The following is a 15,912-nucleotide window of genomic DNA, read 5'->3' as shown; positions in this document are numbered from 1 at the left end:
ATGGCTTTGAAACGCATTCCCGGTAGGAGCCAACAGATAACAATCTGATTTGAAATGAGGTTCCTGTAGGAGTGAGCTTGCTCGCGATGGCGTCAGTTCAGACGATATATTCGTCGGCCAAAAAACTGAATCGCGAGCAAGCTCACTCCTACAGGTCCTGCGTCCGGCTTTGATTTCTATTACCTCAAATCAATCCAGGCAATTCCTGCTCCAGTTCCGCAAATTTCCCCTTCAATAACGAATGCAATTGCTGAATCGCCGGGGAAAACTGTTTGCGGTGCGGGCATACCAGATTCAAAGGTACGGGCTCACCAGGATAGTCCGGCAGCAAAATTTCCAGCCGTCCGGCCTTGATATCTTCACTGACGTCCAGCCACGACTTATAAGTAATCCCTTCCCCCGATACCGCCCAGCGCCGCGCCACGTCGGCGTCATCACAGAACAGCGGCCCCGACACCGATATCACCCGAGCGCCCACTCGCCATTTGTCATAACTCCGTCCGCCCAGGGTGTAGAGCAGGCAGTCATGACGCAACAGGTCATCCGGCGTCTGTGGCCGTCCATGCTTTTGCAGATAGTCAGGCGAAGCCACCAGCACCCGTCGATTCCACGATGCCAGCGGCAGGGCAATGTAATGGGCGTCTTCAAGCACGCCGTAGCGAATCGCAACGTCCACCGGGTCGCGGAACATGTCTGCCACCTGATCGGATAAAAACAGTCGCATCGACAGCCCGGGATGCTCGCGCCGAAACCCGGACAGCCAAGGCAGCAGCATGTTACGCCCCAGGTCCGAAGGCGCGGCCACTTGCAGCACACCGCGCAATTCGGCGCTTTCTCGGCGGAGTTTTTCGCGACCCTCTTTCAGCGTATCGAGCACGGTTTGCGCATTGGGCAAATATTGCTCGCCCTCAACGGTCAGGCGCAGGCTGCGGGTAGAGCGCGCGAACAGACGCACATCCAGCTCGCGTTCCAGGCGTTTGATTGCCGCCGCCACTTGCCCCGGCAGCAGATCGACCTCCCGCGCTGCATTGGAGAAGCTGCCCAGCGCTGCCGTGCGGACGAACAAGGCAAGGTCATCAATGCGGATCATCTTCACTCCAGCTGTGAAAGTGTTGGCGCATTTTAGGGGTTTTTCTTTGTCGCAGAGAAGGTGAGTATGGCTCCACGTTTTTGAACCCACTTTCAAAGGATTTCCCATGAAAGCTATCGCCTTTACCCAACACGGTCTGCCGATTGAAGATCCAGATGCACTGCTCGACATGGACCTGCCCAAACCCACCCCCGGCCCTCGTGACCTGCTGGTGGAAGTCCACGCTGTTTCGGTCAACCCGGTGGACACCAAGATCCGCGCCGGTTCAGGCCCGACCGAGCCAAAGGTGGTCGGTTGGGACGCTGTCGGTACAGTGCGTGAAGTGGGCAGTGACGTGACACTGTTTCAGCCCGGCGATGAAGTGTTCTATGCCGGTTCAATCGTGCGCCCGGGCAGCTATAGCGAATTCCATCTGGTGGATGAGCGCATTGTCGGCCACAAACCCAAATCCATTGATAACGCCCACGCGGCCGCTTTGCCGCTGACGTCCATCACGGCCTGGGAATTGCTCTTTGATCGCCTGGGTGTGGAAGAGGGCGGTGGCGAGGGCGAAAGTCTGTTGATCATCGGTGCGGCGGGTGGCGTCGGTTCGATCCTCGTCCAGTTGGCCCGTCAACTGACCAAAATGACCGTAATCGGCACCGCTTCGCGCCCTGAAACTCAAGCGTGGATCAAGCAGCTCGGCGCGCATCATGTCATCGATCACAGCCAGCCGTTGGTGGCTCAACTGGAGCAGATTGGTGTTGGCGCAGTGACTCATGTCGCCAGCCTGACCCACACTGACAGCCACTTCACGCAATTGATCGAAGCGCTGCGCCCGCAAGGCAAACTGGCCCTGATCGACGACCCGAAAACCCTCGACGTGGTGCCGATGAAGCGCAAGGCGCTGTCGTTGCACTGGGAACTGATGTTCACCCGTTCCCTTTACGAAACTCCGGACATGATCAAGCAGCATGAGCTGTTGAATCGCGTTGCCGACCTGATTGATCAAGGCGTGCTCAAAACCACCCTCGGCGAGCACTTCGGCACGATCAACGCCGCTAACCTGCGCCGTGCTCACGCCGTTGTAGAAAGCGGCAAGGCCAAAGGCAAGATCGTCCTCGAAGGCTTCTGATTTTTATCAATATGTCAGTGGCTGCCTGCGTCCAGCAGGCAGTCGGGAGAATGTTCGTGTTCAAGAAGTCCTTTTTTGCTGTTTCTGCCTTGGCGCTTGGTGTGGCCATGACTGCTCACACCGCATTGGCGGCACCGGCAACCGATTTTTCAGCAAGCGCACCGGCCGACAAGTCCATAGGCCAATTGCAGCAAGTCTTCGCGTTCCACGACGCCATGCCCACGGGCGTGACCGTGAGCGAAACCGGCCGTATTTTCGTCAACTTCCCGCGTTGGGGCGATGACGTGCCTTTTACGGTCGCGGAAATTCGGGACGGTAAAGTACAGGCTTGGCCGAACACACAGATCAACAAGGAAGATCCCCAGGACCCGGCCAAGGGCCTGATCAGTGTGCAAAGCGTAGTGGCTGACGGGCAGGGTCGCGTCTGGTTGCTCGACACGGCTGCTCCCGGTTTTGCTGCTCCCAAGCCAGGTGGCGCGAAGCTGGTGGCGGTCGATCTGGCGAGTAACAAGGTGGTGAAAGCGCTGGTCTTCCCGGCCAACGTCATTTTGCCGAGCACTTACGTCAACGACATGCGTTTTGATTTTCGCCATGGCAAGGAAGGCACGGTCTATGTCACCGACTCCTCTGTGAGCGGGCCAGGAGCAATCATTGTTATGGACATCGCTACTGGTAAGGCGACGCGGCGTTTGAGCGGTGCGAAGTCGACATCGGTTGATCCGTCGTTCATTCCGGTCGTCGAAGGGCAGGCCGTCATGGCCACGGGCGCTGATGGCAAGAAGAAAGCCCCAGCGGTTGCTTCCGATGGCATCGCACTGTCGCCAGATGGCCAGACTTTGTATTTCAGTCCGCTGTCGAGCCGTCATCTGTATTCCGTACCGACCAGCCTGTTGCGAGATACAAGCGTCAGCGAGAAGGCACTGGACGCAGCTGTTCAGGATCTCGGTGAAAAAGGTGCTTCCGATGGCTTGGAAGCGGACGCGAGCGGAGCGGTATACGCCACTGATTACGAGCACAACGGCATCCGCAAGCGACTCGCGGATGGCACTTGGCAAACCATCGTTCACGATCCTCGGGTGTTGTGGCCGGATACCTTGTCTATAGGTCCGGATGGCTATCTGTATTTCACCGCCAACCAGTTGCATCGCCAGGCCGGTTTCCAAGGGGGTAAAGACCTGCGCCAGAAGCCTTACAGCCTGTTGCGGGTAAAAATCAACGCAGCGCCAGCGCCGACTCGCTAAGCATTTTTGACCGGAGAACACCATGGAACTCGCCAGCCTCGCCAAAACCCGATACACCACCAAGGCCTACGACGCGACCCGAAAAATCCCTCAGGCCAGTATCGATACGCTGCTGGACCAACTGCGCCTTAGCCCGTCGTCGGTGAATTCGCAGCCTTGGCATTTTGTGGTCGCCGCCGACGAACAGGGCAAAGCACGCATCGCCAAAGGTGCGCAGGATGGTTTTGCCTATAACGAGGCGAAGATCCTCAACGCGTCTCACGTCATTGTGCTGTGCACCCGCACCGAGATGACCGAGGATCACCTGCACGCGGTGCTGGATTAGGAGGATCTGGACGGTCGCTTTCAGAGTGCCGAGGCCAGGGCGGGTCAGGACAAAACCCGTCGCGGCTATGTCGATATGCACCGCTATGACCAGAAAGACGTGCAGCACTGGATGGAAAAGCAAACCTACCTGGCACTGGGCACCTTGCTGCTGGGCGCGGCTTCGCTGGGGCTGGATGCCACGCCAATGGAAGGTTTTGACTTCAAGAAACTCGACGAAGAGCTCGGTCTGCGCGCTCAGGGTTTCACCAGCCTGGTGATCGTCAGCCTGGGTTATCGCAGCGAAACCGACTTCAACGCCAAGCTGCCTAAGTCGCGTCTGGCTGCCGAATCGGTGTTTACCTTTCTGTAAGTCGCACAGTGAACGGCAGGTCCCTGGCTGAAGCTGCCTCGGCCTGCTGTTCGCGATCAGTGTGTTGCACGACTTATCCCAAATCCCCGCAGAAAAAAGCCCACCAAACAGGCACTAAGCTGGCCAAGTGCTGTCAATCACTTGCGGATTGCCGGGACATTGACGCGGCGCCGCGAACATTGAATCTGCAGGGGCGACGCTGGTGTCAATGGCACCGCGCTGACGCGCAGCAAACACAGGACCTGTAGGAGCGCGCTTGCCCGCGATTCGGTCTGTCAGTTGATGGATATATCGACTGTACTGACGCGATCGCGGGCAAGCGCGCTCCTACAGAAACCTCATTTCAATCAGATTGTTATGTTTTTTGATAGGAGCTGCCGGTTTTACTTTCAGCTAAAACCCGAGCGCATGGATTGCGATCAATACACTGACTCTTCTTTTCGGTCGATACCCTATGCGCTTCCTGCTTGATCCGCGTCATGACATTGATGCCGCTTTGCTCTGCTACCGCCGGGTGTTCTGGTCGTTGGCGCTGTTCAGTGGGGTGATCAACCTGCTAGTGCTGGTGCCTTCGCTGTACATGATGCAGGTTTACGATCGTGTGCTTACCAGCCGGAACGAAACCACTCTGGTCATGCTGACCCTGATCGCGCTGGCGTTGTTCATGTTCAGCGGGATGATCGAGTGGGTGCGCAGCCACGTGATGATTCGCATGAGCGCGGGTCTGGATGAGGCGCTGGGCGAGCGTGTGTTCGACGCCGCATTTGCTCGCAGCCTGCAAGAGCACAACGCCAATCCGGCGCAGGTCCTCAGCGATCTGACCAGCCTTCGTCAGTTGATCACCGGGCAGGGCTTGATTGCCTTGCTGGATGCTCCGTGGCTGCCGATCTTTCTCTTGGTGGCGTTTCTTATTCACCCTTGGTTCGGTCTGCTAACGCTGGTGCTCGCCCTCGTATTGATTGGTCTGGCGCTGTGGGGCGAACTGGCGACGCGGGCCAGTCTGGGTGAAGCCAACCGCGTGAGCGTGAGTTCGGCGGGGTACGTCAACAGCACGTTGCAGAACGCCGAAGTGATCAGAGCGCTTGGCATGCTTGGCCCGTTGCGCCAACGCTGGAGTCTGTTGCAGCAGCGGATCATCGCCGCTCAGTCGCAAGCCAGCGACCGCAGCGCTCAGATCACCTCTGCTACCAAATTCGTCCGTATTTCCGGGCAGTCGCTGGCGTTGGGGCTGGGCGCCTTGTTAGTGCTTGAGGGCCAGCTTTCGGCGGGCATGATGATCGCCATGTCGCTGTTGCTCGGCCGCGCGCTGGCTCCGGTTGAAATCGCTATCGGTTCCTGGAAGCAGTTCAGCTCAGGGCGCCAGAGTTATCAGCGCTTGAGCCAGCTATTGACTCAGCATCCCCGTGAACGACTGCGCATGCCATTGCCGCCACCCACCGGCGCGGTGCGTTTGGAGCAACTGTATGCGGGACCGCCGGGCGCGACGCAACCTATCCTGCGCGGGATCAATTTCGCCCTCAATAAAGGCGACGTGCTTGCGGTGATCGGCGCCAGTGCCAGTGGCAAGTCAACGCTGGCCAGAGCAATGGTCGGCGTCTGGCCCGTGCTGGGCGGTTCGGTGCGTCTGGATAACGCCGAAATCAGTCAGTGGACTCACGACGCCCTAGGCCCTCACTTGGGCTACTTGCCTCAGGACATCGAGCTGTTTGCCGGTAGTGTTGCCGACAACATTGCCCGGTTTGGTGAGCAGGACGCCGACAAGATCATCGCGGCCAGCCGTCATGCGGGCATTCACGACATGATCCTGCGTTTCCCCCAAGGCTACGACACACCACTGGGCTCCGGCGGGCTCGGATTGTCCGGCGGACAGAAGCAGCGTCTGGGCCTGGCCCGTGCGCTGTATGGCAACCCGGCATTGATCGTCCTCGATGAACCCAATTCCAACCTGGATGAAGCGGGCGAGCTGGCATTGATTCAGGCGGTCAAGGCACTCAAGGCTTCCGGCAGTACCGTGGTGTTGATCACCCATCGGCCCGGCATTCTGGCCGTGGTCGATCACATTCTGTTGCTCAGAGACGGCGCCCAGCAGGCCTTTGGTCCAAGGGATCAGGTGCTCAAGGCATTGATGCCAGCCGATAAAACCGCTCCTGTCAGGGTAGCCAACAAAGATGCGTGATCTTGATCCTGGCGCCAACGTGCGCATCGACAATCCCGTCAGCGTGCGTAACCCCGGTGCCGCGCCCAAGGCCAGTACCGACGCGGGCGGCGCTGCGCGTTACGGGGTCATTTTTCTCTGTGTCGCGCTGGGCAGTTTTCTTCTGTGGGCGTGCCTTGCGCCGCTTGATCAAGGCGTCGTGGGCAGCGGCACGGTGGTGGTTGCCGGTGAGCGCAAAGCGGTGCAGTCGCTGGTTGGCGGTGTGGTTGAGAAACTGATGGTCAGCGACGGCGATCACGTCAGTCAGGGCCAATTGCTGGTGCAGCTCAATACCTTGCGAGCGCAGTCGCAGCTGGACGTCACCCAAGGCAAGTTACTCAATGATCGTGCGGTGGAAGCGCGGTTGATCGCGGAGCGTCTGGGCAACCCGAGCATCGAATGGCCGCCTGAATTGCTGGAGCGCGCTCAGGAGCCACGAATCAAGGCGGCCATGGCGCTGCAGACCCAATTGTTCGAAACCCGTCGCGCCGAATTGGCCAGCCGCCTGAAAATCATCGAGCACGAAATCGAGTCGTTGCAGCAGCAACTACGAGGTTACGAAGGCGTGAAACGCAATTTCGATGCGCAGATGCAGTTCCAGCAGCAGGAACTTGAAGGCCTGCGCGAACTGGCGCGTGAAGGGTATGTGCCGCGCAGCAAGCTCTACGAAGCCGAGCGCAACGGCGCGTTGCTGGCGGGGCAAATTTCGTCCGGGCAGGGGGATGTTGGCAAAACGCGTCAGGCGATCAATGAAAGCCGACTCAAGATGCTGCAGACCCAACAGGAGTTTCGTCGCGATGCCGAGACCCAGCTCAGCGAGGTTTCCGCCGAGGCAGCAGGCTTTGCCGATCAGATCAGTGCGTTGCAGTTTGAAGTCGAAAGCGGTGCCATCCGCGCGCCGGTTTCCGGGCAGATCATGGACGTAACGATTCACACCGTGGGCGGTGTCGCGCAGGCCGGCCAAAGCCTGATGCAGGTGGTCCCTCTGGATGCGCCCATGGCAATCACGGCGCGTTTCGAGCCGTTGATGGCAAACAAATTGCGACCTGGTTTACCGGTGAACGTGCATTTCACAGCGCTGCAACGGGTTGATACGCCCACTGTGACAGGCGTGGTGAGTACCGTTTCAGCGGATCAGTTGCTTGATGAGCAGACCCGCCGGCCGTACTTCTCTGCCAAGGTCGAGATTCCTGCCGAGACGGTGGTCGCACTGCAGAACGCTGGATTGCTGGTGCGTCCCGGCATGCTTGCCGATGTCACGGTGGTGACCGGAGAGCGCACGCTGATGAATTACCTGATGAAGCCCCTGCGCGAACGGATGCTCGCTGCGTTCAAAGAGGAATGAGCATGATCCCGCGTTCGCGCCGTTCCCGTTGCTTTTTAGTGGCAGGTCTCTGTGCTGGTCTCTGGACTGGCTGTGTGGTGTTCAATCCGGCATGGGCTGCTGAGGCCGGGTTGAGCCTTACCCAGGCCTACGATGCCTCACGTCTTAATGATCCGACGCTGAAATCGGCCGGTCATGCTTATGACGCGTCACAGCAGGAGGAGGCGATCGGTCGTGGCGGTCTCCTTCCTCAGGTGTCTTTGACCTCGCGCTATGGCAATGGCGGCCGCACCGATGGCGGCAGCGATAACGGCTATGTGAACAGCAACGATTACCAGGCCAACAACGTCACGCTCGCCGCACAGCAACCGCTGTATGACAAAGGGCGCTGGGCGGCTTATCAAGAGGGCAAGGCGCGCGGGGTGTTGGGGACGCAGCAGTTCGATCTTGCCAATCAGAGTCTTTATGACCGGGTTGCCAAGGGGTATTTCGATGTAGCCCGTGCCGAAAACGAGATCAAGCTGATCGCTCAGCAAAAAGCAGCGATCAGCGGCCTGGTCACGCAAAGCCAAAAACTGTTCAAGTCTGGGCAGGGCGCTATTACCGACATTTACGAGTCGCAGTCTCGTCTGGATCTTGTTGAAGCGCAGGAGACAGAAGCCATGGCGCGGCGCACGGCCGCGCTGCGAGCGTTGTCTGGCCGCGCGAGCGTGCCGATTGATGATATTCAGCCGATGCGCGAAGAACTTTCCGCCGCCAGCCCGATCCCTGCTGAACAGGATTTGCCTTACTGGACGGCCATTGCCAAGGACGCCAGCCCGGAGCTTGCAGCGCGTCTGGCGGCCATGAGGGTGGCCGAGGCGCAAGCTGATACGCAACGTGCCGGGCATTATCCGACGCTGTCATTGACCACTCAATTGACGCGTCGAGAGACCCGCCAGTATCAGGACCTCGATCCGCGTCAGGACACGTATTACGTGGGTGTCCAGCTGGATATCCCGTTGTATCGCGGTGGCTCGGTTCGAGCGTCGGTGGCCAAGGCCGAGGCGCAACTGGCTGGCGCGCAATCAGACTACGACGTGCAGCGTCAGCAACTGGCGGAAGACATCGAAACGGATTACGTGGGGGTAGTTGCCGGGTTTGCCAAAAGCAAGGCCATGCAGCGTGCGGTGGAGTCCAGCCAGCAAGCGCTGACCTCGACCGAGAAAGGTTTTCAGGGTGGTGTTCGTTCGACGGTGGATATCCTTGATGCACAACAACGCGTGTTTCAGGCACGCCGTGATTTGCTCAACGCCAAGCTCGACATGCTGCAAAGCTATGTGAGCCTGCATACCCACACCGGCCTGATGAATCGCGGTGTGCTGGAACAGGTGCAGCGGTTGTTTTGATGCCGCTGCGATCTTCCAGCCGACTCAGATCCATGTGGGAGCCGGGCTTGCCCGCGATACAGACACCGCGGTCTGGCAGGCAGATCACCGAAACCTTATCGCGGGCAAGCCCGGCTCCCACAGGGAAAGTAACTCGCCATTGAGCAGTGACAAGGGAATCTGTAGGAGCTGCCGAAGGCTGCGAACTGCGGTGTCTCAGGCAAAACGCCTTCGCAGCCTTCGGCAGCTCCTACAGACCAATGTGTAGAGATCCGATGCAGCCCCTGATATCAGAAGCCACACCGGATCCCCTCACACTGATCAGGCCGTAAAGTCGCTGGCGTGCAGCTCCTTGACACCGACCAGCTGGATTTCGAACTCCGCGGTGGCGTCCGCATTCAGGCTGCCGTAGAGGATGCCGTCGGCGAAACGAATCTGGCCGGTGGCGTCTGCGGTGTCGAAGGCGTTGCTGCCGATGAACTTGAAGGCGTCCATCCCGCTGGTCAGCGGGTTGGCATCCAGACCGGTGAAGTCCAGTTGATCACCATCAGCGGTTTTAAAGCCGCTGATGACGTCCCGCAAGGCACCGGTGCCCATGTCCGAAAGCGAGCCGAAGACGTAAGTGTCAGCGCCTGTTCCGCCGGTCAGACTGTCCGTGCCTTCGCCGCCGATCAGTCGGTCATTGCCTGCACCACCCACCAGCGTGTCATTGCCGGCGCCGCCATTCAGCACGTTGGCGCTGCTGTTGCCGGAGAGGGTGTCGGCATAAGCACTGCCGGTCAGGTTTTCGATGCCCTTGAGGGTATCCAGTCCCGAGCCCACGGTGTTTTGCTGCGCAGAGGTGGACAGCGTCGCAGTGATGCCCGCCAGAGCGCGCTCGAACGAAACCGTATCGTTGCCATCACGGCCTTCCAGCACGTTATCGCCAGCACCCGCGAACAGGATGTTGTCCAGCGCGTTACCGATGCCATTGGCCGCCGCGTTGCTGTCGATGTACAGGTTTTCAACGTTCGCCGTGAGGGTGTAGGTCGCCAGGCTGCTGTGAACGCTGTCGGTACCGCCCGACACCTTGTCACTGTTGGTCTCGATCACGTTGTCGCCGATGTCGTCCACGTAATAGGTGTCGCTGCCGTTGCCACCGCTCATGCTGTCCGCACCAGCCGCACCGTTAATGACGTTATTGGCCGAGTTACCGGTGATGAAGTTGCGGACCGCGTTGCCTGTCCCGTCGATTGCCGAGACGCCGGTCAACACCAGATTTTCCAGGTTGTCGCCCAGTGTCCAGCTAACCGAGGCCTGCACGGTGTCGATCTGCGCCGGGGAGGTGTTGCTTTCCACCACGCTGTCGAAAGCGTTGTCGACCACATAAATGTCGTTGCCGTCGCCGCCGGTCATGGTGTCAGCGCCCAGGTCGCCGTCCAGCGTGTCGTTGCCCGAGGTACCAACCAGCGTGTCGGCCTGATCGGTTCCGAAGATCATCCCTCCTTCGTTATGAGCGTTGTCGAAGATGTCCTGCACGCTGTTGTTATCGTTCGGGTTGCCCTTGAAGCCCAAGTCATCAGCAATGTAGTCAGCCAGACGCTGGCCAACGATTTCTGCGGACTCTTCATGCAAGTGCCAGACGTCATCGGGATATACCAGCGGATCGACTTCATGACGCAACGGCAAGTCGGTGTAATCAACGGCCAGTTTCACGTCGGTACGTTCGGCAGCAATCGCGTCCTGTGTGGCGCGGACGTAGTCCACACCCTCAACAATCTGCGCGATCTTCTCTTCGGAATAACCCCGTGCACGGGCGGCGTCCTGGTCGTAGTGACCCGTCTCCATCATGTACACATCGAAGCTGCCGACCTGCGCGTGCAGGTAGTCGAACACCGCCAGTGTTGCCGCTTTGTAGTCCGCAGCCGCTGCCTGTTTGTCAGTGGCCCGGCCAATTTCCTGCGCCGCTTCTTCGCCCTGACCCCAGATGATGCCCATCTTGACGTTATCTATGGCCTTGAGCTCGGTGAGCTGGTTCTGCAGCAGTGCAACGGCACGCAACAGCGCCGGGCCCGGCTCGTTGGTGTCGGTCAGCCACCAGCACAATTTCAGCTCTTCGGCGCCCAGTGTGGACATGCCGTTGACGGTGCTGCCGCCCACTGCGATGTCGATGCCATTGCCGTCAGCATCGTTGAACTGGCTGCGCACGTCGTAAGTGGTGTACTTGCTCAGGTCGTTGACCAGCATCGAGGTGCCGGATTGATCATCGTCCTCGGTCATGCGCAGCAGTCGCGCGTTGGACTGCCCGAGCGTCGGCAGGTAAAGAATGTCCTGCTGGGCGCGTTGGCCGAAAACGAAGTCGTCGGCGGTCAGCGTGTTGAGGTAGTTACCGCTGAGGGCGATCTCGAAACGATTGCCATCGGCATCGGGCACACTGGATTTGACGTAGGTCTTGTCGCCCGCCTCATTGAGGGTCATGTACAGCGTGCCGTTGCTGCCGTCGCCCAGGCCGAGGAAGCCCAAGGCCGAGACATCGATCTTGTCCACACCCTGGGTGAAGTCATAGATCGTGTCGGTTGCGGTAACCCCGCCCGCGTCATAGTCGCGATAGCTGTCGAGCACGTTGCTGTAGCGGAACGTGTCGGCACCTTCACCGCCGTAAAGCGAGTCACGTCCGGCGCCGCCGTCAATAATATCCGCCCCGGCACCCGCGCGGATTGTATCGTTGCCGCCCAGACCCAGAATCAGGTCCGCGCCTGCTGTACCTGTCAGGGTTTCAGCGTTGTCTGTGCCTGCGATGGTATTGGCCGGAGCATCCGCCACCACCAATGCGAAGTTGTCACTGACCGACGCACCCGCTGGGTCGGTGGCTTTGATCAGTACGTCGTAGTTGCCTGCCGCTGCGCTGGTGGGTGTGCCGCTGAAGGTCAGGTTGACGGCGTCAAAGCTCAACCATGAAGGCAGTGCTGTACCGTCTGCGAGGGTGGCGCTGTAGCTCAACACATCTTTGTTGCCATCGGCGAAGCTGTCGCTGGTCACCGTGTACGAGAAGGCGGTGTTTTCAGTGGCGTTCTGGTCCAGCAGCGGAATCACTACGACTGGCGCGACATTGCTCGGCGTGTTCTGGTCAGCGAACACGAAATGGTTGGCCGTCAGGCTGTTGACCAGATTGCCCGCCATTGAAACCTCAAAGCGGTTGCCGTTGGCGTCGACCGTGTTGTCCTTGAGATAAGTGCGATTGTTCGACGCGTTGTAGGTCACTTGCAGCGTGCCGTTGAGGCCGTTGCCCAGGCCGGTATAACCCAGCGTCGAAACGTCGATCTTGTCGGCGGCTACGTCGAAATCAAGGATCTGATCACTGGCGCTGGTCGTGCTGGTGCGATAACTGTCCATCTTCGAGGTGAAGCGGAAAACGTCAGCGCCGTCACCACCGGTAAGTTTGTCCGCACCGGCACCGCCGACAAGAATATCGTTGCCCGCGCCGCCGTTGAGCGTGTCGTTGCCTGCACCGCCCAGCAATTGCTCGTTGGCCGCAGTGCCCGTCAGGGTGTCGTTGTTTGGCGTGCCATTGATGATGATCGGCGCACCCGGAACGTCCTGCACCGCCAGTGTGAAACTGTCGCTGACCGCGGCATTGCTGCCGTCAGTGGCAGTAATTTTCACTGAGTAGTTGCCCGAAGCGGTGCTGTCCGGCGTACCGCTGAGCGTGCGGCTGGCAGCGTCGAACGTCAGCCAGCCGGGCAGGGCGCTGCCGTCGGCGAGGGATGCGGTGTAGCTGAGGCTGTCATTGTCAGGATCGGTGAAACTGGTCGCAGGTACGACATAGCTGAACGCGGTGTTTTCCGTCGCATTCTGATCCAGCAGCGGCGTCGCAACGATCGGCGCCTGATTGGTGGTGGGCGCGGTGGCGAAGACGAAGTTGGCGTTGGTCAGCTTGTCGAGGTAATTGCCATCCAGCGCGATCTCGAAGCGGTTGCCGTTGGCATCGGCTTCCAGTGACTTGATGTAAGTCTTGGTCCCGGCGTCGTTGAGCACCAGATACAGGGTGTTGTTTTTGCCATCGCCCAGACCGGTGAAGCCCAATGCCGAGACGTCGATCTTGTCGGCGGTGCGATCAAAGTCGGTGATCAGGTCACCCAGGTTAGCGCCGCCTGCGTTGTAGTTGCGGTAGCTGTCCGTGCGTTCGGAGAACACAAAGGTGTCCGCGCCCGCACCACCGCTGAGCGTGTCCATGCCCGAGCCGCCATTGAGCGTGTCATCGCCCGCACCGCCAGCCAGGCTGTCGTTACCGGCCAGGCCAAGCAGGGTGTCTGCCGCCGCCGTGCCCTGCAACGAGTCGTTGCCGCTGGTGCCGGTTACCGTCCGGTTGAAGATGAAGTTGTCGGCCGTCAGCGTGCTGGTGAGATTGCCGTTCAGAATCAGCTCGAAGCGATTGCCGTTGGCATCCGCATCGTAATCCTTGATGTAGGTGCGGTCGTTGCTGGCGTTGTAGGTGAGCTGCAAGGTGCCGCCGCGACCGGTACCCAGCCCGGTGAAGCCCAGGTCGGCGATATCGATCTTGTCTTGAGTGACATCGAAATCGGTAACGGTGTCGACGAAGCTGTTCGTCGCGTTGCGATAGCTGTCGGACTGGCTGGCGAAGCGAAAGGTATCCGCGCCCGCACCGCCGGTGAGCTTGTCGACGCCCGCGCCGCCGACCAGGATATCGGCTCCTGCCCCGGCATTGATCACGTCGTTACCGGCTGCGCCATAAAGGATTTCATTGGCGCTGCTGCCGATCAGCGTGTCGTTGCCGTCGGTGCCCTGAACAGTGACGACTGGAACGGTGGCGCTGACGTAACTGCCATCGCCATAAACAAGGGTCTCGCCCTTGGTGGTATGGCCAATGGTGTTGCCGATGATCGCGTTGCGGTCGGTGCCATCTTCGTTGCGTTCGGCCACGCCGTAGGTCGACAGGTTGCTGCCGGTGATGGTGTTGCCCTGAATCGTGTTGTCGCTGCCGTTGAAATACTTGCCGGAGACGCCAAGGGTATCGTCGTAGGACTGGATGATGATTTCCGGTACACCGCCTTTCAGGGCGTTGTTGCTAAGGGTGTTGTCGGTCACGTCAACGTTGTTGCTGCCGTAGATCCGCACCCCGGCGCTGCCGTTGTCGTGGATATCCACGCCGCTGAGGGTGACATCGCTGGACAACTTGATGAGCACGCCTTCGGCACCGTTGCCGTAAACCTCGCCACCGGTGATGACGATGTTGCTCGGCGAAGGAATGTTCTCGCTGCCGCGCTGTACCACGATCCCGCCGCCGCCATTGTTGTAGGCGACGTTATTGGTCAGGGTGAAGTCGTGAGTGCTGGTGACCACGTTGAAGCCATGGCGGTCGTTGTCGTAGGCGACGTTGTTCTCGAACGTGCTGTTGCTGAGAAAGTCAGCCACGAAGCCGTCCAGGCCATTGCCGTGGGACACGCTGTTCTTGATGACCATGTTGACGGTCTGTTCGTGCGGGTCGAAGCCGTAACCGGAGCAGTCCTTGATTTCGACGCCGTCCAGGGTGACGTTGGAGTCGTAACCTTCCTGGCCGGGAATGTAACCGTTGAACCAGCCGTCGATCTTGCCGGTGGTGTTATCCCGGTTGCCATCGAGGGTCAGGTTGCTGAGGCCGAAGTCGTGGGTTTCTTCGCCGTACGCCGAGCGAATGATGCCGGTGATTTTCGTATCCGAGCCGTCAGCCACCTTGATGTTCGAAACGCCCATCCCGTCGCCGTACATGTACACATTGCTTTTGAGCATGAGGCAGCCGTCCGACGGTTCCTCACCCCCACTGACAATGAACGTCCCTGGCGGAATATAAACCTGACCCCCGCCTGCCGCTGCTGCTGCATCAATAGCCTTTTGGATGGCAGCGGTGTCATCCGTGACGCCATCTCCTTTGGCGCCAAAATTTTGGACGTTAAAAATCATGGGGTTATCTCCGTTATCAGGCTTAGGTTGCTCGGCTGCCAAAATCCAATCGGCTAGCACTCTGATATGACACGAAGACGCGTAAAAGTTGTGACCGTGCGTCGGGAAACCGTCGCCCGTTCGGCGGTTGGAAAAAACGATGTGTAACGAATGTGATTTTTAGACGTTTTGTTGACGCCATTACTTAGTGATTAATTACCACACACCCTTGTAGGAGCTGCCGAAGGCTGCGATGTGGTGCGTCAGGCAAAACGCCTTCGCAGCCTTCGGCAGCTCCTACAAGGGAATGCGATGCTTATTATTTGGAGCCGAGCTTGCTCGCGGTGAACGATGACGCGGTATGCCTGATACACCGAAGTGTCTGAATCGTCGGAATGCCGCCCAGACCAAGCCCAGCTCCCACAGATACGGAGTTCGCTTTAAATATTCGGCGCTTGCTCATGTCGGTGCTGCGCTGTTATCTCTGCAGGAATGCATTCCCCTGTGGGAGCCGAGCTTGCTCGCGATGAACGATGGCGCTTATGTCAGATCCATCCACGCAACAATGCGCCTACTAGCTCCCGCGATACGTCGAGAACCCATAAGGGCTGATTAGCAGCGGAATGTGGTAATGCGGCAAGCTGCCGTCCACATTGAAGATCACCGGTACTTCCGGAAAGAAACTCGCCGTCTGGTGCTTCTGGAACCATTCACCTGTCTTGAACGTTACGCGATAGGTGCCTTTCTCCAGCGTCTTGCCTTCCGGGTACAGTCCGGTAATTCGGCCTTGCTCATTGGTGACGCCTTTATTCAGCGTGCTCCAGCCCTGACCTTCCTGCTTTTCCAGCGTCACGCTGACATCGGAGGAGGGCAGGCCGTCCTGCAGGTTCAGCACGTGTACGCTCAGCGGATTACCCGCGGCCAGCGCGATGGACGAAAGGCCGCTCAATACAGCGCCTGCAATCAGTGTTTTGAACATGTTCATATGTG

The 15,912-nt window shown here is 59.1% G+C and carries 8 protein-coding genes and 1 pseudogene; 6 read left to right on the top strand and 3 right to left on the bottom strand.

Annotated features, from left to right (window positions below; genetic code table 11):
- Positions 1–184: 184 nt before the first annotated feature.
- Complete coding sequence (locus K3169_RS24980) at positions 185–1,090, bottom strand: LysR family transcriptional regulator (RefSeq protein WP_122395000.1); 906 nt, start codon at positions 1,088–1,090, stop codon at positions 185–187.
- Positions 1,091–1,196: 106 nt separating this feature from the next.
- Between K3169_RS24980 and K3169_RS24975 the strand changes: the two genes are divergently transcribed.
- From K3169_RS24975 to K3169_RS24950, 6 genes and pseudogenes are all read left to right on the top strand, one after another.
- The gene (locus tag K3169_RS24975) at positions 1,197–2,204 is read left to right on the top strand and encodes a zinc-binding alcohol dehydrogenase family protein (protein ID WP_263268524.1); all 1,008 of its coding nucleotides are present in this window, start codon (positions 1,197–1,199) and stop codon (positions 2,202–2,204) included.
- A 107-nt stretch (positions 2,205–2,311) separates the two neighbouring features.
- Positions 2,312–3,445: a major royal jelly family protein gene (locus K3169_RS24970; protein WP_231675324.1), complete on the top strand. Its 1,134-nt coding sequence runs from the start codon at positions 2,312–2,314 to the stop codon at positions 3,443–3,445.
- A gap of 22 nt (positions 3,446–3,467) precedes the next feature.
- Positions 3,468–4,121: pseudogene (nfsB, locus tag K3169_RS24965) on the top strand (oxygen-insensitive NAD(P)H nitroreductase).
- A gap of 454 nt (positions 4,122–4,575) precedes the next feature.
- Positions 4,576–6,297: a type I secretion system permease/ATPase gene (locus K3169_RS24960; protein ID WP_263268523.1), complete on the top strand. Its 1,722-nt coding sequence runs from the start codon at positions 4,576–4,578 to the stop codon at positions 6,295–6,297.
- Entirely contained in the window at positions 6,290–7,660 is a 1,371-nt protein-coding gene (locus K3169_RS24955; protein WP_122395002.1) for an HlyD family type I secretion periplasmic adaptor subunit, read from the top strand. The genes K3169_RS24960 and K3169_RS24955 overlap by 8 nt, the downstream gene beginning before the upstream one ends.
- Positions 7,657–9,027, top strand: a complete 1,371-nt coding sequence (locus tag K3169_RS24950; RefSeq protein WP_411567014.1) for a TolC family outer membrane protein — start codon at positions 7,657–7,659, stop codon at positions 9,025–9,027. Before K3169_RS24955 ends, K3169_RS24950 begins: the two co-directional genes overlap by 4 nt.
- A 300-nt stretch (positions 9,028–9,327) precedes the next feature.
- Here K3169_RS24950 and K3169_RS24945 read toward each other — a convergent pair whose 3' ends face one another.
- The gene (locus K3169_RS24945; protein ID WP_263268519.1) at positions 9,328–14,943 is read right to left on the bottom strand and encodes a putative Ig domain-containing protein; all 5,616 of its coding nucleotides are present in this window, start codon (positions 14,941–14,943) and stop codon (positions 9,328–9,330) included.
- A gap of 553 nt (positions 14,944–15,496) precedes the next feature.
- Entirely contained in the window at positions 15,497–15,907 is a 411-nt protein-coding gene (gene uraH, locus K3169_RS24940; RefSeq protein ID WP_027900118.1) for a hydroxyisourate hydrolase, read from the bottom strand.
- Positions 15,908–15,912 lie beyond the last annotated feature (5 nt).

Origin of the sequence: Pseudomonas phytophila, assembly GCF_025643095.1 — a bacterium.
Taxonomy (GTDB): Bacteria; Pseudomonadota; Gammaproteobacteria; order Pseudomonadales; family Pseudomonadaceae; genus Aquipseudomonas; species Aquipseudomonas quasicaspiana.
The sequence above is the reverse complement of the archived record's forward strand: the minus strand, read 5'-3'. Positions and strand labels throughout refer to the sequence as shown.

Excerpts from the sequence above, each read along its gene's own strand:
- K3169_RS24980 (WP_122395000.1), bottom strand. The coding sequence starts at position 1,090 with ATGATCCGCATTGATGACCTTGCCTTGTTCGTCCGCACGGCAGCGCTG.
- K3169_RS24975 (WP_263268524.1), top strand. The coding sequence starts at position 1,197 with ATGAAAGCTATCGCCTTTACCCAACACGGTCTGCCGATTGAAGATCCA.
- K3169_RS24970 (WP_231675324.1), top strand. The coding sequence starts at position 2,312 with ATGACTGCTCACACCGCATTGGCGGCACCGGCAACCGATTTTTCAGCA.
- K3169_RS24960 (WP_263268523.1), top strand. The coding sequence starts at position 4,576 with ATGCGCTTCCTGCTTGATCCGCGTCATGACATTGATGCCGCTTTGCTC.
- K3169_RS24955 (WP_122395002.1), top strand. The coding sequence starts at position 6,290 with ATGCGTGATCTTGATCCTGGCGCCAACGTGCGCATCGACAATCCCGTC.
- K3169_RS24950 (WP_411567014.1), top strand. The coding sequence starts at position 7,657 with ATGAGCATGATCCCGCGTTCGCGCCGTTCCCGTTGCTTTTTAGTGGCA.
- K3169_RS24945 (WP_263268519.1), bottom strand. The coding sequence starts at position 14,943 with ATGATTTTTAACGTCCAAAATTTTGGCGCCAAAGGAGATGGCGTCACG.
- uraH (WP_027900118.1), bottom strand. The coding sequence starts at position 15,907 with ATGAACATGTTCAAAACACTGATTGCAGGCGCTGTATTGAGCGGCCTT.